The 21,456-nt window shown below is 59.2% G+C and carries 20 protein-coding genes and 3 tRNA genes; 17 read left to right on the top strand and 6 right to left on the bottom strand.

Annotated features, from left to right (window positions below):
- Positions 1 to 215 precede the first annotated feature (215 nt).
- The 12 genes from greA to greB all read left to right on the top strand — a co-directional run bounded on the left by greA (position 216) and on the right by greB (position 9,369).
- Positions 216 to 692 carry a transcription elongation factor GreA gene (gene greA, locus MAF45_RS09140; protein WP_237979693.1) on the top strand — a complete coding sequence of 159 codons (477 nt, stop codon included), beginning with the start codon at positions 216 to 218 and terminating at the stop codon, positions 690 to 692.
- Positions 693 to 716: 24 nt separating this feature from the next.
- Positions 717 to 1,175 carry a YhbY family RNA-binding protein gene (locus tag MAF45_RS09135; protein WP_237979691.1) on the top strand — a complete coding sequence of 153 codons (459 nt, stop codon included), beginning with the start codon at positions 717 to 719 and terminating at the stop codon, positions 1,173 to 1,175.
- 20 nt (positions 1,176 to 1,195) lie between these two features.
- The gene (locus tag MAF45_RS09130; RefSeq protein ID WP_237979689.1) at positions 1,196 to 1,840 is read left to right on the top strand and encodes an RlmE family RNA methyltransferase; all 645 of its coding nucleotides are present in this window, start codon (positions 1,196 to 1,198) and stop codon (positions 1,838 to 1,840) included.
- Positions 1,841 to 2,014: 174 nt separating this feature from the next.
- The gene (gene ftsH / locus MAF45_RS09125) at positions 2,015 to 3,994 is read left to right on the top strand and encodes an ATP-dependent zinc metalloprotease FtsH (protein ID WP_237979687.1); all 1,980 of its coding nucleotides are present in this window, start codon (positions 2,015 to 2,017) and stop codon (positions 3,992 to 3,994) included.
- 197 nt (positions 3,995 to 4,191) lie between these two features.
- Positions 4,192 to 5,046, top strand: coding sequence for a dihydropteroate synthase (folP, locus tag MAF45_RS09120; protein ID WP_237979676.1), 855 nt, complete (start codon positions 4,192 to 4,194; stop codon positions 5,044 to 5,046).
- An 11-nt stretch (positions 5,047 to 5,057) separates the two neighbouring features.
- Complete coding sequence (glmM, locus tag MAF45_RS09115; RefSeq protein WP_237979673.1) at positions 5,058 to 6,401, top strand: phosphoglucosamine mutase; 1,344 nt, start codon at positions 5,058 to 5,060, stop codon at positions 6,399 to 6,401.
- A 4-nt stretch (positions 6,402 to 6,405) separates the two neighbouring features.
- Complete coding sequence (locus MAF45_RS09110) at positions 6,406 to 7,104, top strand: response regulator (RefSeq protein WP_237979671.1); 699 nt, start codon at positions 6,406 to 6,408, stop codon at positions 7,102 to 7,104.
- Between the two features lie 24 nt (positions 7,105 to 7,128).
- Complete coding sequence (gene phoR / locus MAF45_RS09105) at positions 7,129 to 8,454, top strand: phosphate regulon sensor histidine kinase PhoR (protein WP_237979670.1); 1,326 nt, start codon at positions 7,129 to 7,131, stop codon at positions 8,452 to 8,454.
- A gap of 34 nt (positions 8,455 to 8,488) precedes the next feature.
- Positions 8,489 to 8,565, top strand: a tRNA-Pro gene (locus MAF45_RS09100).
- 28 nt (positions 8,566 to 8,593) lie between these two features.
- Positions 8,594 to 8,670, top strand: a tRNA-Arg gene (locus tag MAF45_RS09095).
- 12 nt (positions 8,671 to 8,682) lie between these two features.
- Positions 8,683 to 8,758, top strand: a tRNA-His gene (locus tag MAF45_RS09090).
- 65 nt (positions 8,759 to 8,823) lie between these two features.
- On the top strand, positions 8,824 to 9,369 hold the full coding sequence (gene greB / locus MAF45_RS09085; RefSeq protein WP_237979668.1) for a transcription elongation factor GreB: 546 nt from the start codon (positions 8,824 to 8,826) through the stop codon (positions 9,367 to 9,369).
- Positions 9,370 to 9,402: 33 nt separating this feature from the next.
- Here the strand turns inward: greB and MAF45_RS09080 are convergent, their stop codons facing one another.
- The 6 genes from MAF45_RS09080 to MAF45_RS09055 form a co-directional block, all read right to left on the bottom strand.
- A complete protein-coding gene (locus MAF45_RS09080) occupies positions 9,403 to 10,575 on the bottom strand; it encodes a nucleotide sugar dehydrogenase (protein ID WP_237979647.1) in 1,173 nt (390 codons plus the stop codon).
- A 414-nt stretch (positions 10,576 to 10,989) separates the two neighbouring features.
- A complete protein-coding gene (locus MAF45_RS09075) occupies positions 10,990 to 11,982 on the bottom strand; it encodes a glycosyl transferase family 90 (protein ID WP_237979635.1) in 993 nt (330 codons plus the stop codon).
- Between the two features lie 3 nt (positions 11,983 to 11,985).
- Positions 11,986 to 14,286: a RelA/SpoT family protein gene (locus tag MAF45_RS09070; RefSeq protein ID WP_237979633.1), complete on the bottom strand. Its 2,301-nt coding sequence runs from the start codon at positions 14,284 to 14,286 to the stop codon at positions 11,986 to 11,988.
- Between the two features lie 117 nt (positions 14,287 to 14,403).
- On the bottom strand, positions 14,404 to 14,607 hold the full coding sequence (rpoZ, locus tag MAF45_RS09065; protein WP_237979631.1) for a DNA-directed RNA polymerase subunit omega: 204 nt from the start codon (positions 14,605 to 14,607) through the stop codon (positions 14,404 to 14,406).
- A 38-nt stretch (positions 14,608 to 14,645) separates the two neighbouring features.
- Positions 14,646 to 15,278, bottom strand: coding sequence for a guanylate kinase (gene gmk, locus MAF45_RS09060; protein WP_237979619.1), 633 nt, complete (start codon positions 15,276 to 15,278; stop codon positions 14,646 to 14,648).
- Positions 15,279 to 15,386: 108 nt separating this feature from the next.
- Positions 15,387 to 16,289, bottom strand: a complete 903-nt coding sequence (locus MAF45_RS09055; RefSeq protein WP_237979616.1) for a YicC/YloC family endoribonuclease — start codon at positions 16,287 to 16,289, stop codon at positions 15,387 to 15,389.
- Between the two features lie 156 nt (positions 16,290 to 16,445).
- On the opposite strand from MAF45_RS09055, the gene rph reads away from it, so the two are divergent.
- From rph to glnA, 5 genes are all read left to right on the top strand, one after another.
- Entirely contained in the window at positions 16,446 to 17,177 is a 732-nt protein-coding gene (gene rph, locus MAF45_RS09050) for a ribonuclease PH (protein ID WP_237979614.1), read from the top strand.
- Positions 17,178 to 17,207: 30 nt separating this feature from the next.
- The gene (gene rdgB / locus MAF45_RS09045; protein WP_237979612.1) at positions 17,208 to 17,804 is read left to right on the top strand and encodes an RdgB/HAM1 family non-canonical purine NTP pyrophosphatase; all 597 of its coding nucleotides are present in this window, start codon (positions 17,208 to 17,210) and stop codon (positions 17,802 to 17,804) included.
- A 53-nt stretch (positions 17,805 to 17,857) separates the two neighbouring features.
- Positions 17,858 to 18,988 carry a radical SAM family heme chaperone HemW gene (hemW, locus tag MAF45_RS09040; protein WP_237979600.1) on the top strand — a complete coding sequence of 377 codons (1,131 nt, stop codon included), beginning with the start codon at positions 17,858 to 17,860 and terminating at the stop codon, positions 18,986 to 18,988.
- A gap of 26 nt (positions 18,989 to 19,014) precedes the next feature.
- Entirely contained in the window at positions 19,015 to 19,827 is an 813-nt protein-coding gene (locus MAF45_RS09035) for a glycosyltransferase family 2 protein (RefSeq protein ID WP_237979598.1), read from the top strand.
- 214 nt (positions 19,828 to 20,041) lie between these two features.
- Positions 20,042 to 21,454: a type I glutamate--ammonia ligase gene (gene glnA, locus MAF45_RS09030; protein ID WP_237979597.1), complete on the top strand. Its 1,413-nt coding sequence runs from the start codon at positions 20,042 to 20,044 to the stop codon at positions 21,452 to 21,454.
- Positions 21,455 to 21,456: the final 2 nt, after the last annotated feature.

The raw sequence follows: 21,456 nt of genomic DNA, 5'->3' as shown, positions 1-21,456 counted from the left end.
TCTTTGCAATGCGGGAAAATTACGTGCAAAATAGCATGTACTTGTGAAACGATGACTTTCGGCAGACGCGAAGACGCGTCCCGCCTTTAGCTGACGGGACGGATGGATTTCCGCGCGAAGCCGGCCGAAGGTTTTTCCTCTTTAATTTTTTAATTCCCCTGCCTGCCGCCTTGCAGGCAGGAGAGTTTTTTACGCTTGGAAAGGATTGAACGACAATGGAACGAATTCCTATAACCGTGGCCGGGGCTGAGAAGCTGAAGGCTGAGCTCGACCATCTGCGTCGGGTGGATCGCCCGGAGGTTGTGGCCGCTATTGAGGAGGCCCGTTCGAAAGGCGATCTTTCTGAAAACGCAGAGTATGACGCGGCCCGTGAGAAGCAGAGCTTTATCGAGGGCCGGATAGCGCTGCTGGAAGGGAGGATTCCCGCCCTTCAGGTCATTGATCCTAAAACTCTCAATGCCGGCTCGAAGGTTGTCTTCGGCGCCACCGTGACGCTGGTTGATGTCGAAACGGACAAGCAAGTGACCTATCAGGTCGTCGGCGTTGACGAAACAGACATCGAACACAACAAGGTTTCCGTTTCCAGCCCTATCGCCCGGGCGCTCATCGGCAAGTCTGAAGGCGATGAAGTGGTGGTGCATGCGCCCCGCGGCGATATTGATTACGAAATCCTGTCTGTCCGCTATATCTGACTGGTGCCGCCGCGAGGGCCTGCTATGACTGAACTCATTATTGATCGAGACGAACGCTTGAAGCTGAGGGCTCAGAGCCACGACCTGGCCCCCGCGGTCCTGCTTGGGCAGAACGGCCTCACGGAGGCGGTGCTCAAGGAGATAGACAAGGCAATGAATGCCCGCGGCCTTGTCAAGATTCGCATTCCCGGCGACGACCGCGAGGCACGCTCGGAGATCATCGCCCGAATACTTGACCAGCTGAACGCTGCGCTCATTCAGGCGATCGGCAAAACGGTGACCGTCTGGCGCCCCATTCCCGAGCAGAAGAACGAAGAGAAGACCGAACAGCGCCCGGATCGGGAGGCGCGCAAGCCGAGAAGCCGGGGCGGAAAGATCCTGAAGACGGACAAGAAGCGCCTGGCGCAGGCTAAAAAGCCTGTCCGCAGGGCTCATCCGAAGCGCGGGAGGCTTGTGAAAAAGGCGATGGGGGCTAAGCAGTAAGCTGCTTCGAAGGAGTCGCAATGCCGGTAGCCACCAAAAAACTTCGCTCAAACAGGGCATGGCTTGAGCGGCACCTGACGGACCGCTGGGTCAAGCTCTCGCAGAAAGAGGGCTATCGCGCTCGCTCTGCCTACAAACTTATACAGATCAACGAAAAGGAGCACATTTTCCGGCCGGGACTGACCGTTGTGGACCTCGGCGCCGCTCCCGGCAGCTGGTCTCAGGTCGCCAGAAAGCTGTTGACCGGCCGGGATGGGAAGCTCTCGGGGCGCATCGTCGCCATGGATATTCTTCCCATGGACCCGATAGACGGCGTGGCGTTTCTGCAGGGGGATTTCCGTGAGCAGTCGGTGTGTGACGAGCTCGCCCGGATCGTCGGCGATGACAGGGTCGATGTCGTGATGTCGGACATGGCGCCCAACCTCTCGGGCATAGCGGCGAGTGATGCGGCCCGCTCAATGCTGCTGTGCGAGCTCGCCTTGGATTTTGCTCTGGAACACCTCAAGAAAAACGGCTTTTTCATCACGAAGGCCTTCCAGGGCTCCGGCTATTCCCAGTTCGTGGAGGCCGTGAAGCGCTCTTTTGTGAAGGTTCACGCCCTGAAGCCCGAAGCAAGCCGGGATTCATCCCCCGAGCAGTACATTGTCGCCAGGGGATTGAAGTAGCAGCCCTGCCCGCGCGGCGGAAGTGCTAGGGTTAAAGGCAGTTTGGCGGTCTCCCCATCAGCCGCTTTTTCCATTAGGCTTATAAATCGACAGCCAGTAAATAGCCGGTTCTGTCTGTTGAGCCTGGCAAGGTATGCCTGCACCGGCAAAGCTTTTTATGCATGGAGTTTGGCTTTGGATAATAAATTGCTTGGACGCGTAGCGGTCTGGGTCCTCGTTGCCGTCGTTTTATTTACGGTGTTCAAACAGTTCGACAACCGTACCACGGCAGCTGTCGACACCACGAGCTACACCCAGTTCATGGATGACGCCAAGGCTGGGAAAATAAAGCGGGTCGACATTCAGGGGCACAAGATTTTTGTGAAGCCCAACTCCGGGGCCGAATACCAGATCACTTCTCCGAACGATCTGTGGATGGTGGAGGATCTTCGCAAGGCGGGCGTGGCTGTCTACGGCAAGGCCGAGGAGGAGCCCTCCGTCTGGACGACGATCTTTGTGTCATGGTTCCCCATGCTTCTTCTCATCGGCGTGTGGATCTTCTTTATGCGCCAGATGCAGGGGGGCGGCAAAGGCGGTGCGTTCTCCTTCGGAAAGAGCAAGGCCCGCATGCTCGACGGCTCCAACAACACGGTGCGCTTCTCCGATGTGGCCGGCTGCGACGAGGCCAAGGAAGAAGTGCGTGAGGTGGTGGATTTTCTGCGTGATCCCTCGAAATACCAGAAGCTTGGCGGTCATATTCCGCGCGGCATCCTTCTCGTGGGTTCTCCGGGAACCGGCAAAACGCTGCTTGCAAAGGCGATAGCCGGCGAAGCGGGCGTTCCTTTCTTCACCATTTCAGGCTCGGACTTCGTGGAAATGTTCGTGGGTGTCGGTGCAGCCCGTGTCCGCGATATGTTTGAAAACGCCAAGAAGAACGCCCCCTGCATCATCTTCATCGATGAAATCGATGCCGTGGGTCGCCAGAGAGGCGCGGGACTCGGCGGGGGGAACGATGAGCGAGAGCAGACCCTGAACCAGATGCTGGTTGAGATGGACGGCTTTGAAACGGGCACCAACGTCATCGTCATTGCGGCCACCAACCGCCCTGACATTCTGGATCCGGCGCTGCTGCGTCCGGGGCGCTTTGACCGCCAGGTGGTCGTTCCTCTGCCGGACATCCGCGGCAGGGAGCAGATTCTGAGGGTTCATATGCGCAAGGTGCCGATCGGCCAGGATGTCCGCGAAGACATCATCGCCCGCGGGACTCCCGGTTTCTCCGGTGCGGATCTGGCGAACCTCGTCAACGAGGCGGCGCTTTTCGCTGCACGGAGAAATGCGCGTCTTGTCGAAATGGTTGACTTTGAAAACGCCAAAGACAAGATCATGATGGGGGCGGAGCGCAGGGGCATGGTGATGACCGAGGAAGAAAGACGTAACACGGCGTACCACGAATCCGGCCACGCCGTGGTCGCCCGTAGCCTGCCCAACGCGGATCCGGTTCACAAGGTCACCATTATTCCCCGCGGCCGCGCGCTGGGCCTGACCATGCAGCTGCCCGCCGAGGACCGCTACTCCTATGACGACAAGTACATCCTCACGCAGATCGCCATCCTGTTCGGCGGGCGCATTGCTGAGGAAGTGTTCATGCATCACGCGACCACGGGCGCTTCCAACGACTTCGAACGGGCGACGTCTCTTGCCCGCGACATGGTGACCCGCTATGGCATGAGCCCTGATCTGGGGCCGATGGTGTACGCCGAAAAGGAGGGTGAAGTTTTCCTTGGCCGCTCCGTCACCAAGACCCAGCATATTTCTGAGGCGACCATGCAGCGGGTCGATAACGAGATCCGCCGCATTCTGGACCAGCAGTATGCGCTCGCCCGGAAGATCATCGAGAGCAACCGCGACAAGATGGAGGCCATGGCCGCCGCTCTTCTGGAGTGGGAGACCATTGACAGCAACCAGATCGATGACATCATGGCCGGCCGCCCGGTTCGTCCTCCTCACAAGGTGGAATCCGGCGACCAGCCCAAGGTGGACGCGGAAAGGACGGCTCACAGCGCTCCGGCCGCCGGGGATGGCGCAGCGGGGGCGGCTAAGCTGGAGGCTCCGGCTCCCCGTCCGTCCGACTCCCCGGATCGCAATGAAAGCCAGAACGGGGGCGAGGGTCGCTGAGGCCTGCCGGCAGTGTTGAAAAACCGGCGTGAGCTGACCCCGTACTGGCAGACCGCAAGAAGGCCTGAGCGGCCGGTTTGAAACCGGCGCCGGGCCTTTTCCTTTAAGCGAGATCCGGGAGGCTTTGGCCGGTATCCACAGTCCCCGGGGTTGCGGGCTGGTGGAAGAAAATTGTTTTTGCAGCAAGGAGAACTCTTATGCCTGTTGTTCGTCACTGGCAGTGTGGAAGCCGGAATTTCTCCCTGGACCAGCCTCTGGTGATGGGAATACTCAACGTCACGCCGGATTCGTTCTCGGACGGCGGCGAGCACAACTCTTTCCAGAGCGCCGTCGCTTGGGGCCGCATGATGGTGGCGCAGGGTGCGGATATCGTCGACGTCGGGGGCGAGTCCACCCGCCCCAACGCTGAGCCGGTGTCAGAGCAGGAGGAGCTGGATCGGGTGATCCCCGTGGTGGAGGCGCTGTCGAGGCAGGGCTGCACGGTTTCCGTGGATACGAGCCGTGCCTCGGTGATGCTCGAGAGCGTGAAGGCCGGAGCCTGCATCCTGAACGATGTGAGGGCCTTTACGGAGCCTGGAGCGCTGGATGCGGCGGCTTCGACAGATGCGGGGCTGATCATCATGCACGGCTGGAAGGCGGCCGAGGAGGACAGGCGCCAGGCCGGCGAGGGTTCGCTAATAGAGTCAATCATCGGGTATTTGAAAGCCCGGCAAACGCTTTTAGAATCCAAGGGGGTTGACCCGGCGCGCATCTGCTGGGACCCTGGATTCGGTTTTGGCAAGACGGTGCGGCAGAATTTTGAAATACTGGCAGCAACGTCTCGCTTCGTGAAAGAGGGGCAGCCCTTTTTGATGGCTCTGTCGCGTAAAAGCAGCCTGGGGGCTGTCACGGGAGTCGAGGTGCCTGCCCGGAGGGTAGCCGCATCGGTTGCAGGAGCTCTAATCGCGATCGAGCGGGGTGCACAGCTCGTGCGCGTGCATGACGTTGCGGAAACCATCCAGGCGATCAAGGTGCTGCAGGCTGTTCGTTCTTCGTCTGACAACAAACAATAGGAAGCTGGATTATGGCCCGTCGTTATTTCGGTACGGATGGTGTAAGAGGGAGAGTGGGATCGTTTCCCATTGTTCCGGACTTCGTGGTCCGTCTTGGCCATGCGGCCGGCCTGGTTCTTGCGCGGCACAGCAAAGACGCCCATCCGACGGTGCTGATCGGAAAAGACACCCGTATCTCTGGCTACATGCTGGAAGCCTGCCTGCAGGCAGGCTTTTCTAGCGCCGGAGTCGACATCGTACTCTGCGGCCCCATCCCCACCCCGGCAGTGGCTTACCTGACGCAGGCCCTGCGTCTCACGGCAGGAGTTGTCATCAGCGCCTCGCACAACCCCTATACGGACAACGGCATCAAATTCTTCTCCTCCGAGGGGCTGAAGCTGCCCGATGAGATCGAGCAGGAGATCGAGTCTGAGCTTGACCGGGGCATGCAGAGCATCGACAGCGACCAGCTGGGAAAGGCCGTGAGGCTGGACGACGCCCAGGGGCGCTACATCGAGTTCTGCAAATCGACAATCTCGGGGAAAGTGCACTTCAAAGGCATGAAGCTTTACCTCGATACGGCCAATGGAGCGGCATACAAGGTCGCCCCCGCGGTATTCCACGAGCTCGGCGCCATCGTGACGGTTGAAAACAATCATCCGAATGGCCTCAACATCAACCTCAACTGCGGAGCCACGCATACGGAGACTCTGTCTGACCGGGTGCGCAAGGCCGGCTGCGATGTGGGGCTTTCGTTTGACGGTGATGCGGACCGCCTGATCATGGCGGACGCGGAGGGCAGGGTCTACAACGGAGACCAGCTGCTTTACATCATCGTCTGCGACCGGCTGCGCAAGCATCCGGTGAAGGGCGTGGCGGGAACCCTGATGTCCAACTACGGGTTGGAGAAACGGCTGCGCGAGCTCTCCATTCCTTTCGAGCGCACCAAGGTGGGGGATCGCTACGTTGTGGAAAAGCTTTTGGAAAAAGGCTGGCTGTACGGCGGAGAGAGCTCGGGGCACGTGCTGTGTCTCGACCGGCAGACCACGGGCGACGGCATTGTCACGGCCATGCAGGTGCTCTCTGCCATGCGCAGGACCGGCCAGAGCCTTGCGGAGCTGACAGCGGATCTGCACATGCTCCCCCAGGTTCTCATCAACTGCAGGCTCGAGCCAGGATTTGACTGGATGCAGCAAAAGCCGCTGCTCGAGGCCAAGGCGAAGGTAGACAGCCTTTTGGAGGGCAGGGGGCGCGTCCTGATCCGCCCCTCGGGCACGGAACCGGTGCTGCGGATCATGGTCGAGGCTCCGGAGGAAGCCGAGGCGAGGAGGTTGGCCGAGGAAATTGCCTCGACGCTCAGGCAGCGGAAAAATTAAGCAAATGGAAAAAATTCTCATAGTTGAAGATGAACGCGCGATCAGCGAGCTGGTGGCGTTCTCGTGCAAGACAGCCGGCTTCAGCGCCGTTCAGACCGGCAGTGCGGAAGAGGCGGACCAGCAGCTGAGAAGCTCCGTGCCCGATCTCATCATCCTGGACTGGATGCTGCCGGGATGCTCCGGCCTCGAATGGCTTGTGAGGCTTCGCTCTTCAGAGAACTATTCCAATGTGCCGGTCATTCTGCTGACTGCGCGCGGTAGCGAGTCCGACCGCGTGAGCGGCCTTGAGGTGGGCGCCGACGATTACGTCGTCAAGCCTTTTTCCCCCAGAGAGCTTGTGGCGAGGATCCGGGCGGTACTGCGCCGCCGTTCCTCCTCCGAGGGCGGGAAATCCTCCGGCAAAGAGGTCTCGATCGGTCCGCTCGCGATGAATGAGGAAAGGTTCGAAGCCCTGGTGGACGGCACACAGATCCGGCTGGGCGTGATTGAGTTCAGAATTCTCTTTCTCATGGCTTTTCATCCCGGCCGCGTTTTCAGCCGCGGGCAGCTGCTTTCGCTGATTTGGGATTCGTCTGATGAAATTGATGAGAGAACGGTAGACGTCCATATCCTGAGGCTTCGCAAGCAGCTCGCTAAAACCTCGGCCTGCAGCATGGTGGAAACCGTGAGAGGCTTGGGCTATCGAGTCGTGAATCCGCACTGACCGGTTAAAGGAGGAGCTGCGGCTATGAATGTGAGAGAGACTCTGTCGGAGATGCTTATCTTTCTCGGCATCGTATCCGCGATTTTCCTGACCGGACTCGTGTTCGCCCTGAGCTTCGATCTCGTTTACGGACTGGCCGCAGCCCTGGCCTGCTCACTGCTTTTCCTTTTCATCGATTTCCGCCGCATCGACTGGATCACGCGCTGGCTGGAAAAGCCCTCGCTGGCAGAAATCCCCGAAGTGAGCCAGTACAACAGCTGGTATAGGGTTCTGGAGCGCCTTCGCCAGAACAGGATCCAGTTTGAGAAAAACACGAAAAAGATGAAATCCCGCGAAACACGCTACCGCCGGACGCTTTCGACTCTTCCCGACGGAGTGGTGCTGATCAAGACGGGATGGCTTTTGGACTGGTGCAATGAGGCTGCGGAAAAGCAGCTTGGTATCGACCCTGAAACCGACCACGGACGTTCGGCCCTTGATATTTTCAAGGACACCCCGCTCGCGTCTTATCTGGAGAAGGGGGATTTTTCCAAGGCCCTTATGCTGACATTTGCCGACCGGGCGGTGTCGCTCGAGATCCGTGTGACAGTTCTGGGAAGGAAGAACATCGTGCTTTTGTCCCATGACGTCACGGAGCGGGAGCGGCTCGACTCGGTGAGGAAGGACTTTGTCGCAAATGTGAGTCATGAACTGCGGACCCCGCTCACTGTGATCAGTGGGTTCCTGGAGCTTGCCGGGGCCGGTGCGGCTGACGGAAAAGTTTGCATGGACCGGGAGCATTTCGCCCTTATGCAGGATCAGGCTCACAGGATGAGCAACCTGGTGTCGGATCTGCTCACGCTCTCACGGCTCGAGCAGGGCATTGAGGAGCCTGCAGATGACGAGATTGATATGGACAGCCTGCTCAGGCAGGCCGTGGAAGAGGGCCGGGCTGTCTCAGGCGGACACCATGAGATCACTTGGAGCGCGCAGCCCTGCCGGCTGAAGGGCAATGAGGCGGAGGTTCGCAGCGCCCTGGCCAATCTGGTGTCCAACGCGGTTCGCTACACGCCGCACAATGGGCACATCCATGTGGACTGGAAGGATGCCGGGGCGGGCAGGGGGCTTGTTCTTTCGGTGGCCGATGACGGCATAGGCATCGACCCGAAGGACATACCGAGGATTACCGAAAGGTTCTACCGGGTCGACAAGAGCCGCTCGAGGGACACCGGCGGCACGGGGCTCGGGCTGGCGATTGTGAAGCACATCATGATCAGGCACGGGGGGCGCTTGGAAATTAAGTCCACGCCGGGGAAGGGATCTGTGTTCTCCATGGTCTTTCCGGAAGACAGAAAACTTTCTCAAAGTTGATTTTCGGTTGGTTTTATGTATAATTCAATTCTCTCGGGGTGTGGCGCAGTCTGGTAGCGCGCCTGCTTTGGGAGCAGGATGTCGGGAGTTCGAATCTCTTCACCCCGACCAGACCGAAGGTCTGCAGGTTGCGATCGATCCGCCCGTAGCTCAGCTGGATAGAGCATCTGCCTTCTAAGCAGAGGGTCGCTGGTTCGAATCCTGCCGGGCGGACCAGCAAATTTTATGGTGGGTGTAGCTCAGTTGGTAGAGTCCCGGATTGTGATTCCGGTTGTCGTCGGTTCGAGTCCGACCTCCCACCCCATTTTTTAAAAAGTCCGTGTCGGTTCAACCCGAGCGGACTTTTTTCGTTGCTGAGACGGATTCACCATGGCTGAAGAACAGGATGAGGACGAAGTAAGCCTTCCAGGGCTGCCTGCCCATGCGCCTAACTACATGACCCCCGAGTGCTACAGACGCATGCTCGATGAAAGGGAAAACTTGGTGCGCGTCGAGCGCCCGTCCGTGGTGAACATTGTTTCCTGGGCTGCGTCCAACGGCGACAGATCGGAAAACGGGGACTATCAGTACGGGAAAAAGCGCCTTCGCGAGATAGACCGGCGGATCCGCTTTTTAAACAAGCGCATTGAGTCGGCTCAGGTGGTTGATGTCCGGAACCGTCCCCCGACCGATCAGGTGTATTTTGGCGCAACGGTGACTTATGAGGAGAGCTCGACCGGGACCGAGCGCACGGTGCGTATAGTGGGGATCGATGAGATGGACCCGGACAAAGGCGACGTGTCCTGGATCAGCCCGATAGCCCGGGTGCTGCTGCGGGCGCACGAGGGAGACGAGGTCCGGCTGCCAACCCCCAGGGGCGTCGAGACCATCGAGATCCTCGAGGTCAAATACACCGGCGAGTCCCCCCGGAAATAATCGCCGGGCCTTAGCGGCCCGCATCGCCCGGCGTCAGTTGTTGCCGAAGATGTCCCGGGTGTAGACCTTGGAGCGGACGTCCTCCAGCTCGTCGTTCCAGCGGTTGGCGATGATGAGGCCGCACTCCTGCTTGAGCTTCTCCAGGCTGTGGGTGGCCGGGATTCCTTCGAACTCGTCCGTCTTCAGCGTAGGCTCGTAGATGAGCAGTTCTGCGCCTTTCGCCTTGAGCCTTCGGATGACGCCCTGGATGCTCGATTCGCGGAAATTGTCTGATCCGGATTTCATGATGAGCCTGTAGACGCCGATTCTGCCGGCTTTTTTCTTCAGTATTTCCTCGGCAATGAAGTCCTTGCGGATTCTGTTGGTCTCCACGATGCTCCGGACGAGGCGCTCAGGAACAGCGTCGTCGGTATAGTTTGCGAGCAGCTGCTTGGTATCCTTCGGCAGACAGTATCCGCCGAAACCGAAAGAGGGGTTGCAGTAAAAATGGCCGATGCGGGGATCCAAGGTCACTCCGTCGATGATCTCCCGGGTGTTAAGTCCTTTGCGCACCGCGAAGGAGTCCAGCTCGTTGAAATACCCGACCCGCATGGCGAGATAGGTGTTGGAGAAAAGCTTGATGGCCTCGGCTTCAGTCGAGCCGGTGAAAAGAACGGGCGTGTCCTTCTTCCTGCCTCCCTCCAGCAGCAGCCTGGCGAACTCGTGCGCCTTGGGAGTCGAATCACCGATGATGATTCTCGAAGGATACAGATTGTCGTAGAGCGCCTTGCCTTCACGAAGGAACTCGGGCACGAAGATGATGTTGCTCACTCCAAGCCGCTCCTTGAGCGCTTTCGTGTATCCGATCGGAATGGTGGATTTGATGACGATGGTGGCCCCGGGGTTGATCCTGAGGACGTCGCCGATCACGGATTCCACGGAGCGCGTGTTGAAATGGTTGGTCTCAGGGTCGTAGTTGGTCGGCGTTGCGACAATGACGAAGGACGTCCCTTCATAAGCCGCTCGGGGATCCGTCGTAGCCGTGAGATTCAGATCGGCCTGGGCCAGAAACCTGTCGATTTCCGGGTCGACGATGGGGCTTTCCCTTGCGTTAATGAGCGCCGCTTTCTCCGGGACCACGTCCAGGGCTACAACTTCGTTGTGCTGGGCCAGCAGCACTGCGTTGGAGAGGCCCACATAGCCGATGCCGGCGACTGCTATTTTCATAATCGACTCTTATCTGACTGAAGAACCTGTAATTGACTTATTATAGGGGGCCGCAAGGCGCGGCTCCTGCCCGCTCAAAGAACTGCTGCCTCTATCCCGGGAAAATGCTCGGAGATTTCCTCCAGGCCCCGGCGCCAGTGGCGCGTGCCCTGAGGGCGGCGCAGCAGCGGGCATGCCCTGTACGCCGGCTCGCGCCCGATGTCTGTGTCAGGCAAGGAGAAGACGAGCCTGATGCCGCGTCCTGGGCTTCTGGGAGACTTTTTTGTGCACCACCCCTGCCGATGAAGGGCGCGCCGCTCAGGTCGATGCTCTCTGAAGGCATTGGTGTGTATAAAAACGAACAGGCGGCATGAAGTAAAAAAATCTTAGCCCGGATCCAGGTTGTGCGCTCCGGGGGTCGATTCCCCGCGGCCTTCAGTCCTCGAGATCGAAGTACCTGCGCATCACCAGCAGGGCGGTCAGTAGCTCCCGGTCCGGATCGAGAAACTGCCGCACCCATTCATTGGCGTGGCGTGCGATCGCCTTCGCTTCCTGTGGATGCGCAATGTAGTAGCGGAGCTTTTCCTCCAGGTTGCTGAAGTCGTCCCGGATTTCGATGTAGTGGTAATTCGGGATCAGCCGGCCTTCCATAAACCACGTTTCGTAGCGCGGGCGGGGCATGACCGCCACCGAGTTCGAAGACATGGTCCATTTCAGGTTCGTGGCCACGTCGTTGCCTTCAATGCACAGGATGAACTTGTACTTCAGGTGGTCATAGAGTGTGATCAGGGGCTTGTGCCACTCGGGGTTCTCAGTCACCTTGTCTCTGCGACGGGTGTCTCCGCAGTCGATGAACGGGCGCCCGAAGTACATTTCCATAAAGCGCTTTCTCTGTGGTTGGAAGCACGCGCCGCGGAAAATGGCAAGGTCGGACTTTTGCTCGAACGGGATATGGTCTTTTAGAAATACGAAATGCCGGATTTTGTTCAGGTTCAGCAGGACGCAGTTGGCGTTGTCGCCGTCAATGGGACGGGATTTGCAGATGGAAGGAACGGCGGGGACGCGCGTGTTGTCGCCGAAGGCGGTGGCGATTTTTTCCTCAGGGCTGAAGAAGCGAAGGATTTCGTAAGCATCCCGCGCGTAGTTGCTGCCTCCGTTTTTTATGTTGCCTGCCGCTGCGGCCTGCGCCGGCAGGAGAAAGCGCGAGCAAAGCTTGTTGTAGTAAGCGGCGCGCTCGAGGATTTCCCTGCGGTCGGGCCGGGTGGCGAGCGAATTGAGAAGGCGGTCTTTTTTTATTCTGAGAAGGAAGCGCGGGGTGAGGCTACGAAGTGCGCAGCGCACGTAATAAAAAAGCTTGATGTGCTTGCCCCTCGGCTTGAGGATATAGCTCGGGCGTATTTTGTATAAATTGAAGTCTTTTCTCAACATGGATTACTGCCCGGACCTGTCCGCGTAGAGATCCTCGGAGTTCAGCTGGGAGGTCAGGCTGGATTTCTGCTCTTCGGCTGCCCCTGCAGCCGATCCCTTGAAATGCTCGGATGTCCGGCGGTGGACCTCCTGGATGTCCTTAACGTGGGAGAGCCGCCTGATCACCCGCGCCAGGTGCAGTCGGTCGTGGACCATGACCATCAGGTGCAGGTAGCAGGTGCTGCCGCTTCCCTGGTCGACGGTCAGCCCGACGATGGAGGAATTCTCCTCGGCGGCGGCGGTGATGCAGGCCGCCACTGTGGCGCGCTCGTTGACGGCGGTGATGTCCACCGGGACGCGGAATCGGGCGGAAGCCGGCACTGCGGCCCATTTGGCGGTCATCCAGCGCCCGGGGTCGGAGGCCTTCCCCTTTACGGTGTGGCTGCATTCCGTGCGATGGATCGAAAGCCCTTTACCCGGTCTCATGAAGCCCCAGATTTCATCGCCGGGAATGGGGTGGCAGCAGGAGGCGAGCGTGACGGCCATGCCTTCGTTTCCTGTCACTTCCACGGTCTTCTGCAGCACCGTGCTCTGCCCTTCCTCGAGGGATTCGCGGGTGTTCATGAGAACGGCAAGCCGGTTGACGACTGCTTCGGCCACGTATTTGCCCAGCCCCAGGTCGGCAAGGAATTCGTCCCGGCTGGAGGCCCCTATTTCCTTTTGGATGGACTCCCAGATGGCGGGAGGAATCTGTTCAATATCCAGGGAGATGTCTTCTCCGGCTTTTTTGAGCAGATCAAAGCCGAGCTTCGCGGAATCCGCGAATTTCATAGTTCTCAGGAACTGACGGATTTCCGCCCGGGCTTTGCCGCTGCCCACCGCCTTGACCCATTCAGGCCGCGGTGTTGCGGACGGATCGGTTGTGATTTCGACCATGTCCCCGTTGTGCAACTCCTGAGTGAGCTCCGCTTCGACGCCGTTGATTCGGCAGGCCGCAGCGTGGTTCCCCACATCGGTGTGAATCTGGTAGGCGAAGTCGATGGGCGTCGAGCGCTTGGGCAAGGAAATAATCTTTGATTTCGGGGTGAAGACGTAGATGCGGTCGGGGAACAGGTCGATTTTGATGTTTTCGATGAACTCAGACGAATCCGTGCTCTGGCGCTGGATCTCGAGCAGGGACTGCAGCCAGGCGGTGGTCCTGGCCTGAATTTCGTTCGCGCTGGCCCCGTCGTCGTTGAACAGCCAGTGGGTGAGGATGCCGTACTCGGCGATCCGGTGCATTTCTTCGGTGCGGATCTGGTACTCGATCGGGGTGCCGTTCGGTCCGATCACAGTGGTGTGGATGCTCTGGTACCCGTTGGTTTTCGGAATGGCGATGAAGTCCTTGAATCGCCCGGGCACTGGCTTGTAGAGCGCGTGCAGAACACCGAGCGTCAGGTAGCACTCCTCCCGGGTCTTCACGATGACCCTGAAGCCGTAGATGTCTAGGGCTTCCCTGAACCCGATGTGCTTGTCGCGCATCGTGTTGTAGATCCCGTAAAGGGTTTTGTCGCGGCCGAGCACTCGGGCGCGGATCCCTGCCTTGGGGAGCGCCCTGCGGGTTTCCTGCAGTATCCGCTCCAGAATCTCCTTGCGCTTTTCTCTTGTTTTGAGGACAGCGTCGTGCAGCACGCGGTAGCGCACGGGGTGCATGTTGAGGAAGGCCAGTTCCTGCAGTTCCCTGAAGACGTGGTTCATGCCCAGGCGGTGGGCGATGGGGACGTAGATGTCAAGCGTCTCGCGCGAAATGCGGCACCGCTTCTCGAATCTCATGATTCCCAGCGTGCGCATGTTGTGCACGCGGTCGGCCAGCTTGACCAGAATGACCCTCACGTCCTTGGCCATGGCGAGCAGGAGCTTGCGGAAGGATTCCGCCGCAGCGGTCTGAACGCTCCGGAACTTGAGCTTGTCGAGCTTGGAGACTCCGTCAACGACGTTGGCCACTTCGATGCCGAAGAGTTCCGCCATCTCCTTTTTGGAAACGCCGGTGTCTTCCAGCACGTCGTGCATGAGGCCCGCCTGGATGGTCACGCAGTCCATGTGCCAGCTCGCCAGAATGGAGGCGACTGCCAGAGGATGGGTGATGTAAGGCTCGCCGGATTTCCTGAACTGCCCGAGATGATGCTCGTCGGCGTATCGGTAGGCCCGCAGGATGGTCTGGCAGTCAGTTTCGGACAGATAAAGGCGGCAGCGGTTCAGAAGGTCATTTGCGGAAACGATCTTGACTTCGGCCGGCCTCATGTACAGGGGCAGGTCGTCCTGCTCCGGCTCTTGTTCTGTTTCCAAGCTTCGGGAGCGGATGTCCGCCGCTTTTTGTTCTGTCAAAAAAGGCTCCCTTGAAAAAATAAGGTCCTGAGCTATATCTTCGCACAGGACCTTTTTATTGTCAGGACGGACAAACGCTCAGCGGGGAACCTTGTCAAGCATTTCCTTGCCGGTGAGCCCTTCGGCGATTTCGCGCAGCGCAACCACCGTCGGCTTGTCCTTCGCATCGATCTTAGGGGCGTAGCCCTGAGCGATCTGCCTGGCGCGGTAGGAAGCGCAGAGCACTAGCTCAAAACGGTTCGGAATCTTTTCCAGACAGTCTTCAACGGTAACACGAGCCATTATTCACAATCTCTAAAATAAAAAAACGCCGACCCCGATCAGCCGGGAACGCCGAGGCGGGAGAAAAGCTCCCGATTCCGCATCTTCTGCTGGGAGAAGCGCAGCCTTGCTGCCGCAACAATGGACTGCAACTCACGGGCTGCTTGATCGAAATCGCGGTTTATTATAACGTAGTCGAACTGCGGGGCGTGAACTATTTCGGCCCCTGCGCCGCTGAGTCTTTTGGCAATGACTTCCGGAGCGTCCGTGCCCCGGCCGACCAGGCGCTGTTTCAGCGTCTCGATGGAAGGCGGGAGGATGAAGGTGGAGATGACGCCGGGGAATATTTTCTTCACCTGGAAAGCCCCCTGCCAGTCGATTTCGAGCATCACGTCGTGGCCCGCGGACAGTTCCTTTTCGATCCAGAGCTTGTTCGTCCCGTAGTAATTGCCGTGAACGAAGGCCCATTCCAGAAATTCGCCGCGCTGCTTGCGCTGCTCGAACTCCTCGAGGGAAATGAAGTTGTAGTCGCGGCCGTCGGCTTCTCCCGGGCGGATGCCGCGCGTGGTGAAGGAAATGGAAAGATGAACCCGGGGATCGCTTTCGATCAGCGCGTGCACAAGGGAAGATTTGCCCGCCCCGGACGGAGCGGAAACAAGAAACAGAAGGCCAGTGTTTTGGGCGGTAGCCATGCCGTATCGGTCCAGTAAAGAATGACTGAGCCGCGCCAGGCGACAGCGGCTCAGCAATGGATGAATGACGGCATTTTACGCTGGCAAAAGCGCAGGGTAAACCGCGTCTTACTCAAGGTTCTGGATCTGCTCGCGCATTTTCTCGATGGTGGTCTTCAGGTCGAGCGACGCATTCGTCATTTCGATGGCGACCGCCTTGGAGCCCAGCGTGTTGGCCTCGCGGTTAAGTTCCTGCATCAGAAAGTCCAGTCTCCTTCCGACTGGACCGCCTGCCGACAGCACTCGGCGAACCTCGTTGGTGTGCGTAATCAGCCTGTTGATCTCTTCGGCCACGTCCATCCGGAGCGCGTAAAGCGTCAGTTCGCTTTTGATGCGCTCGTTCACTTCCTCCTTGGTGAGGCTTGAGGCTTCGCTCAGGGACCGCCCGAGGGCTTCCTGCATCCTCTCCTCGAGCTTGTCGTTCATGTTTTTGAGGATGTCGGGCACCCGGGCCGCGATGCTGCGGGTGATTTTTTCCACTGTGTCGCAGTAGCCGAGCAGAACTTTGGCCAGGGCTGCTCCCTCGCGGGCTCTTGAAGCGGTGAAGGACTCGAGCGCAGAGCCGACCGCGGAAAGGACATCCCGCGAAAGCTGCTCGGCGTTGATTTCAGGCACAGCGAGAACGCCCGGGTAATTGAGAATTTGGAAAACGGAGAGTTTCTCGGCCTCGGGGAATGACTCCAGGACGGGGTCCTGAAGCGCACGAAGTCTGGCCGCAGCAACGGGGTTTAGCCGGACGCTGTCCGCCGCCTCGCTGCTTTTCAAGGAAATGCGGCATTCCATTTTTCCGCGGTGCACGCGGGTGCCTATTGCCTCGCGGATCGGTCCCTCCAGCTGCCGGAGCTCATCGGGTAGCTTTAGCGCGAGGTCCAGAAAGCGAAAGTTGACGGACCGCAGCTCTATGGTGAGGAGGCCTGCGGGGGAAGGGGCTTGCACGGTGGCATAGCCCGTCATGCTCGAAACAGCGGCCATGGTAGTGTCCTTTTGATGGAAAATAGCCTCTGCCTGTCAGCAGAGAAATGTTCAGCAGGCGGAAGGATGAACAGCAACAGCATTGTATTCTGTTTGCCAGGCGCTTCCCCCCGAGGGGAAAATCACTCATCGTTTCGACAAAGGACGCAAGGGGTCATGGAAAACGCAAAAAGGCATGACGGACGCACGTTTGATGAAAAGAGGCAGACTCGCTTTACCAGGCACTTTACCTGTTATGCCGAGGGATCCGTTCTCGTTGAGCAGGGCGGTACGCGGGTCTGCTGCACGGCTTCGGTGTTGCCGGGCGTTCCGGCTTGGCTGAAGGGCCAGGGCCGCGGCTGGGTCACCGCTGAGTACGGCCTTCTGCCCCGGGCGACGGGGACCCGTACTGAAAGGGAGGCCGCCAAGGGCCGCCAGAGCGGCAGGACGCAGGAGATTCAGCGGCTGATCGGCAGAAGCCTGCGGGCAGTTGTTGATCTGCAGAAGCTAGGCGAAAACACGATCAAAATCGACTGCGACGTGCTGCAGGCCGACGGCGGTACCCGCTGCGCCTCCATTTCGGGAGCCTATGTCGCGCTGGTCGATGCGCTGCGTTGGATGAAGCAGCGGGGGATGGTGAGTGAAAGCCCCCTGAAAGGCGCAGTTTCGGCGATTTCCGTCGGCATGAGCGAGGGCTGCCCCGTGCTGGATCTGGACTATATCGAGGACTCGGGCAGCGACACCGACATGAACGTGGTGATGACGGGAACAGGCCGTTTTGTTGAAATTCAGGGAACAGCCGAGGGGGAGCCCTTTTCCCGCGAGGATTTGAACCGGCTGCTCGACCTGGCGCAGAAGGGAAATCGTGAAATACAGCAGGAACAGCAGAAGGCGCTCGCCGAACCTTAAAGCTTCGTCACTCATTTGCAGGACAGACCCATGAATAAAATAGTTCTTGCCTCTGACAATCCCGGAAAAATAAGAGAATTCAATGAACTTCTGGCTCCGCGCGGCATTCAGGTCGTCGCTCAGGGATCGCTTGGAGTTTCTCCTGCGGACGAGCCCTTCGGCACGTTTCTGGAGAACTGCCTGGCCAAGGCGAGAAACGCCGCCCGGCAGACCGGCCTGCCGGCTCTGGCCGATGACAGCGGAATCTGCGTTGACGCTTTGGACGGAGCGCCGGGAGTTCACTCCGCCAGGTTCGCGGGGGAGCCAAAGAGCGATATGCGCAACAATGAGCTGCTGATCTCCAGGCTAAAGGGCTGCGGGAACCGCTCTGCTCACTATGTCTGCGTGCTGGTCGCACTTAAAAAATCCGATGACCCGGATCCGCTGGTCGCTTCCGGATGCTGGGCGGGCGAAATTGTCGATGAGCCGCGCGGCAGCAACGGCTTTGGCTATGATCCTTACTTTTTCTTAAAGTCCGATGGGAAAACCGCGGCTGAGCTGAGCGATGAAGAAAAAAATGCGCGAAGCCACCGCGGTCAGGCTATGCGGATGATGTCCGCCCTGATGAAAGAGCGCTGGGGATGGTAGAAAAAACCTCGAGATTTCTGAACAGGCCGGTCCCCGTTCCGGAGCCGGAGTCAGTGCCTCTCTCGCTTTACGTCCACTGGCCCTGGTGCGTGCACAAATGCCCTTACTGCGACTTTAACTCCAGGGCCTGCCCCGGCGGGCTTCCCGAGGATGACTACATCGACTGCCTGCTCAAGGATCTGGACGGAGAGCTGCAGTGGGTTCAGCGCCGCGAGGTCCGTACGGTTTATCTGGGAGGGGGAACTCCCTCGCTGATGAGGCCGGAATCGGCTTCGAGGCTCCTCTCGGGAATCAGAAGCAGGATGCCTCTTGCGCCCGGCTGCGAGATTTCCATGGAGGCCAATCCGGGAGCCGTGGCCAGCGGCAGACTCGGCGCCTTTTCGGAGGCCGGCATCAACCGTCTCTCGGTGGGCGTCCAGAGCTTTCAGGATCCACAGCTGCGCTTCCTTGGCAGAATCCATACCTCCCGTCAGGCCGAGGAGACCCTCGGGGAGGTCCGCAGGTGCTTTCCCAACTGGAATCTCGACCTGATGTTCGGGCTCCCAGGCGAGGATCTGGAACTGCTGAAAGAAGATTTGTCGAGGGCCGTGGGCTGCGGGAGCACGCACCTGTCGGTTTATCAGCTTACGATTGAACAGGGCACGGCTTTTGCCCGCAGGCCGCCCCCGGGGCTGCCGGATCCTGACGAGCTCTGCGACATGGCCGACGCCGTGGTTTCCATCCTCGGCAGAGCAGGCTTCAGGCGCTATGAGGTCTCGGGCTACGCTCAGGAGGGCCGGCAGTGCCGGCATAATCTGAATTATTGGCAGTATGGCGACTACCTGGCCATTGGAGCGGGAGCCCATGGGAAGGTTTCGACCAAGAAAGGAGTCCTGCGCTTCGCCAAGCATTCATCGCCAGGCAGGTACATGGACAGCGTTCGCCGCGGCCAGGGGCCGGCGCACTTCAGGTGGGTCGCCGACAGGCAGCTCCCGTTTGAGTTTATGCTCGATGCGCTGCGGCTCACAGACGGGGTGCCCCGGGTCTATTTCGAGAGCAGGACGGGGCTTCGGGAGGAGGCTATCGGGCCCGAGCTCGACGAAGCGAGGCACCGGGGGCTGCTGGTCGACGCGGGCGACAGATTCCGGGCTACGGAAAAAGGATTGGACTTTCTTTCTGACCTGCAGGAGATTTTTTTAATTTGACCGCGCCTGGATGACTGGAGAAAAAAGTGCTGATCAGTGTCATCGTCACAACCTACAACCGGCCCAAAGCTCTGGATCGGGTTCTTTCGGCCTTAAGCGAGCAGGAAGACAGGGACTTTGAGGTCATCGTCGGCGATGACGGAAGCCGCGAGGAGACGGGCCTTCTTGTCAGGCAGTGGGCCGGGAGGTTTCCAGTCGCGCTGAAGCATGCGTGGCAGGAAGACCGGGGGTTCAGGGCGGCGCGCGTCAGAAACCTGGCCGCCTCTGAAGCCTCGGGGGAGTATTTTCTGTTTCTGGACGGCGACTGCGTCCCGCAGAGGCACTGGGTTTCAAGGCACAGAGGCCTCGCCGAGCCCGGCTGGATGGTGGCCGGCAACCGGGTGCTGCTTTCCGAGAGGTTCACGGCCCGGGTTGAAGACGAAAAAATCAGCCTGCCGGATCTGGGAGCGATGGAAATCGGCCGGCTGGTTATGCGAAAGGACCTCAACAGGCTGCTGCCGCTCGTAAGCATTCCAACCAGTCTCTTCCGCAAAATAGGAGCGGGGCGTTGGCAGAAAGTCCGCACCTGCAACCTCGGGGTCTGGCGAGAGGACTTTGAGCGGATCAACGGATTTGACCAGGTTTTCTCCGGCTGGGGCTATGAGGACACGGATCTGGCAGTCCGTCTGCTCAATTCAGGCGTCCGGCATAAGAGCGGGGCCTTCGCTACCTGCGTTTTCCATCTCTACCATCCTGAGAACGACCGCTCGAACCGCGATGCGAATTTCATTCGCGTCATGGACCGCCTGAAAAGCGGAGTCACTCAGGCTGAGATCGGATTCAGGGAACTGAAGAAATAAAAAAGCATCGCACAGGTGCATTCCGCCATTCAAATGCACTATTATGGGGCGTGCAGGTTTGAATTGATGCCCCGAAATGAGGCGGGGCGGCATCCTTCTTGTGCAGAAGCCCCGTCATTCCGCGGTTTCAATTCTGGCACGCTTTGTGCTTATATCCCAGTAAATCCACTTTTCAGGCTGCGGCCTGTATCTGCAGATTCTTTAGGAGAAAGCGATGACGACGGCAAATGACGTCCTCCAGATGATAAAAGACAACGACGTAAAGTACGTTGGCCTTCGTTTCACTGACACTCGCGGCAAGGAGCAGAACCTGTCCATTCCGGCCGAAGAGCTCAATGAAGACACGTTTGACGTCGGTCAGCCTTTTGACGGATCCTCCATTGCAGGCTGGAAGGGCATTGAAGCTTCCGACATGCTTCTGCTTCCCGATCCTGAAACCGCTCGCATGGATCCTTTCCGCGAGCAGAACACGCTGCTGCTCACCTGCGATGTCCTCGAGCCGGACACCGGCAAGGGCTATGACCGCGATCCGAGGTCGCTCGCCAAGCGCGCGGAGGCTTACCTGAAAACAACGGGCATCGGCGATGAGGTTTACTTCGGGCCGGAGCCTGAATTCTTCATTTTCGACAGCATCCGCTACGGTACGGACCCCTCGGGCAGCTTCTTCAAGATCGGCAGCGAAGAAGCTCCTTGGTCGAGCTCTCTCAAGTTCGAAGGCGGCAACCTGGGCCATCGCGCGCAGCCGAAGGGCGGCTATTTCCCGGTCCCCCCGATCGACACCCTGATGGACATCCGCGCCGAGATGTGCACGCTGCTCACTCAGCAGGGTGTTCCGGTTGAAATTCACCACCATGAGGTGGGCGCGGCTGGCCAGTGCGAGATCGGCACCCGGTTCAGCACTCTGGTGCAGAGGGCCGACTGGACGCAGATCCTGAAGTACACCGTCTGGAACGTGGCGGCCTCCTATGGCAAAACGGCCACCTTCATGCCGAAGCCCTATGCGTTTGACAATGGCTCGGGCATGCACGTCCACCAGTCCGTCTGGAAGGACGGCAAGAATCTGTTCGCGGGCAACGGCTATGCCGGACTGTCCGAGCTTGCGCTCTACTACATCGGCGGCATTATCAAGCACGCCCGCGCCCTGAATGCGATCACGAACCCGACGACCAACTCCTACAAGCGCCTGGTGCCGGGTTTCGAGGCCCCGGTGAAGCTCGCCTATTCGGCCCGCAACCGCTCCGCCTCCATCCGCATTCCGAAGGTGTTCAGCGAAAAGGCCCGCCGCATCGAGGTGCGCTTCCCCGACCCGATGGCCAACTCCTACCTCGCTTTCTCCGCTCTGATGATGGCCGGCCTCGACGGCATCCAGAACAAGATCAACCCGGGGGATCCGGCCGACAAGAACCTTTACGATCTCCCGCCGGAGGAAAACGCCAAGATCCCGACGGTCTGCTGCGAGCTGGCCCAGGCTCTGGAGTATCTCGACAAGGACCGCGAGTTCCTTACCCGCGGCGGCGTGTTCAGCAACAGCATGATCGACGCCTACATCGCCCTGAAAGAACAGGAGGTTCAGTCCTACCGGGCGGCGGTTCACCCGATTGAGTACGACATGTACTACTCCGGCTGATA

It is taken from the genome of Mesosutterella porci (assembly GCF_022134585.1).
In the GTDB taxonomy this organism is placed as follows: Bacteria; Pseudomonadota; Gammaproteobacteria; order Burkholderiales; family Burkholderiaceae_F; genus Mesosutterella; species Mesosutterella porci.
Note: the sequence above shows the minus strand (reverse complement) of the source record. Positions and strands in the feature narration are given on the sequence as shown.

Coding starts and splice junctions, on each gene's coding strand:
- rdgB (WP_237979612.1), top strand. CDS start 17,208: ATGAATAAAATAGTTCTTGCCTCTGACAATCCCGGAAAAATAAGAGAA.
- MAF45_RS09110 (WP_237979671.1), top strand. CDS start 6,406: ATGGAAAAAATTCTCATAGTTGAAGATGAACGCGCGATCAGCGAGCTG.
- MAF45_RS09055 (WP_237979616.1), bottom strand. CDS start 16,289: ATGGCCGCTGTTTCGAGCATGACGGGCTATGCCACCGTGCAAGCCCCT.
- phoR (WP_237979670.1), top strand. CDS start 7,129: ATGAATGTGAGAGAGACTCTGTCGGAGATGCTTATCTTTCTCGGCATC.
- MAF45_RS09130 (WP_237979689.1), top strand. CDS start 1,196: ATGCCGGTAGCCACCAAAAAACTTCGCTCAAACAGGGCATGGCTTGAG.
- MAF45_RS09135 (WP_237979691.1), top strand. CDS start 717: ATGACTGAACTCATTATTGATCGAGACGAACGCTTGAAGCTGAGGGCT.
- gmk (WP_237979619.1), bottom strand. CDS start 15,278: ATGGCTACCGCCCAAAACACTGGCCTTCTGTTTCTTGTTTCCGCTCCG.
- glmM (WP_237979673.1), top strand. CDS start 5,058: ATGGCCCGTCGTTATTTCGGTACGGATGGTGTAAGAGGGAGAGTGGGA.
- MAF45_RS09075 (WP_237979635.1), bottom strand. CDS start 11,982: ATGTTGAGAAAAGACTTCAATTTATACAAAATACGCCCGAGCTATATC.
- folP (WP_237979676.1), top strand. CDS start 4,192: ATGCCTGTTGTTCGTCACTGGCAGTGTGGAAGCCGGAATTTCTCCCTG.
- glnA (WP_237979597.1), top strand. CDS start 20,042: ATGACGACGGCAAATGACGTCCTCCAGATGATAAAAGACAACGACGTA.
- greA (WP_237979693.1), top strand. CDS start 216: ATGGAACGAATTCCTATAACCGTGGCCGGGGCTGAGAAGCTGAAGGCT.
- MAF45_RS09080 (WP_237979647.1), bottom strand. CDS start 10,575: ATGAAAATAGCAGTCGCCGGCATCGGCTATGTGGGCCTCTCCAACGCA.
- greB (WP_237979668.1), top strand. CDS start 8,824: ATGGCTGAAGAACAGGATGAGGACGAAGTAAGCCTTCCAGGGCTGCCT.
- rpoZ (WP_237979631.1), bottom strand. CDS start 14,607: ATGGCTCGTGTTACCGTTGAAGACTGTCTGGAAAAGATTCCGAACCGT.
- rph (WP_237979614.1), top strand. CDS start 16,446: ATGGAAAACGCAAAAAGGCATGACGGACGCACGTTTGATGAAAAGAGG.